Source organism: Teichococcus aestuarii (assembly GCF_003116135.1).
GTDB classification, from domain to species: domain Bacteria; phylum Pseudomonadota; class Alphaproteobacteria; order Acetobacterales; family Acetobacteraceae; genus Pseudoroseomonas; species Pseudoroseomonas aestuarii.
The window spans coordinates 1-1,808 of sequence record NZ_PDOA01000065.1; the positions used below are offsets into that span (position 1 = coordinate 1).

At 63.1% G+C, this 1,808-nt stretch carries 2 protein-coding genes; both read right to left on the reverse strand.

What is annotated here, in order from left to right; all coding sequences use genetic code 11:
- Window positions 1-292 precede the first annotated feature (292 nt).
- Complete coding sequence (locus CR165_RS24110) at window positions 293-1,171, reverse strand: hypothetical protein (protein ID WP_109519414.1); 879 nt, start codon at window positions 1,169-1,171, stop codon at window positions 293-295.
- 167 nt (window positions 1,172-1,338) lie between these two features.
- The coding region (locus CR165_RS24115; protein WP_146202048.1) for a Crp/Fnr family transcriptional regulator at window positions 1,339-1,808 on the reverse strand (470 nt) is incomplete at its 5' end.

The following is a 1,808-nucleotide window of genomic DNA, read 5'->3' on the forward strand; positions in this document are numbered from 1 at the left end:
GCGAGGCCTGACCGCCTCGATCAGCGGCTCCCACACCGCCCAGACCGCATCCGTGAGAAGCTGCTCGTTCCTGTCCTTCGCCATGCCCAAAACATGGGAGCAGCATTCAAGCTCTAACAGACCCTAGTTCACCCACGACAACGAGGTTCACCCCCATCGCGCACTGGGAGATCGCTCCCCACGCCTGTTCATCCGTGCCACGCTAACAACCTGACCCTGTCCGAGCATTCAGGGGCAACAACAACTTCGAGACACCCACCGGACGGGAACAACTGCCGCTCCTGCCGCCCGCTCATGAGCCGCTCTTTGCCCGAGACCCGGGGCTCGTCGGCAACCCGGAAACCGGATAGGGCGAAGCCGAGAACAGGCATTGCTGCTGATCGAAGAGCCAGCGCAGAGCGTTGGGACATCCGTCGAAAAGGTATTGCCATCCGCGCACGAGTTCCACGAGTAGCTCCTCCGGGGTGAGTGAGGCTTCTCGGAGGTCGGGCCCTATCCCCGCAAATGTTACCATGCGCTGGCCGCACTCAAACTTGGCGAGGATGTCGTCAGATTCCTGCATCACGCGGCGGCTCAGATCCGCATCCCTAAACCCCCCAACGGGACGTGTGTGCACCACCGTCACCCCGTCGATGATGCCGACGTGCTCGTAACCGAGGATCTTCGGCCAAGCGGAATCGAGGCCGAAGCCCCATCCTGTGGTCGAGAGCGCGAACGTTGGAAGGAGTTCCTCGAGAGTCGCTCGGCGGAAGCAGGGCACCATGATCTCTACGAAACCGGCCCGCCTTGCAAAGAAGCTCGCGTTCCGCATCGCGATGAAGTGGGCATAATGCGAGGTCTCGTGCAGGGCCGGCGCGAAGAGATGAAAGTCGAGCGCGCGCCCAACCTCGAACATATCCGTAATAGCGTCCTGTCTGGCGAGGATGTCGTCGTCGGGGAGCCAGATCTGGTCGTAGTCACGCCAGCCGGGCCATGCGTTCAGCAGCTTGGTCAGGCCGGTCCATTTCGGGCCGGGGATGACATCGCCAATCTGGCAATCCAGGTCCTCCTGCGGCCCGATCTCCTCGTAGGGACAGAGATAAAGGTCCCAGTCTCGCGGCTTGCCTGCATCGGTCCAACACCGGTGAAGCGATTTCCGACCAACCCGGGCGATAACGAGAGAGCGGCTCATGAGGCCTCCGCAAAATAGTCCGATCCGCCGACTGCATGCTCCGCAGTCCGATGACGAGGCATCAGCATTAACATAAGCTTCGTCAATGCCGGGGTTTCAGGCGGTCAACGCACAGAACCCTTCAAAGATTATTAATCAGTGTTATCAGCTTGGCCCTATGGGCTCACTCAGCGCGGGTGGGAAAGTCTGCTCTTGCCAACTAGCCGGTCAAGCGCACGGCGCTGGATGCCGTAGCATTCGCAGCTTGCGCTCTCGAGGCCCGGCCGGTCCGTCACCTCCATGCGGCCGCGCTCGTAGCGGATGAACTGCGCCTTCAGCATGCGGGCCGCCACGGTCACGCCGGCCCGCCGCACCCCCAGCATCATCGACAGGAACTCATGCGTCATGGGGAACTCGTCCCCCTCTGCCCGGTCATGTGCCATCAGCAGCCAGCGGGCGAGGCACTCGTTGATCCCGTGCCGGCCGTTGCAGGCTCCGCTCCGCACCACCTGCCCGTGATGGGCCAGGGCGTAGCGCAGCAGCAGATGCCGCAGGTCGCGGTCCTCGTCCATCGCCTCGCGCAGCGCGCCGGCGCTCAGGCGGAAGGCATCGCCGGGGGCCTGCACCATGGCCTCCAGGTCGTCGAACTCATCGGCGA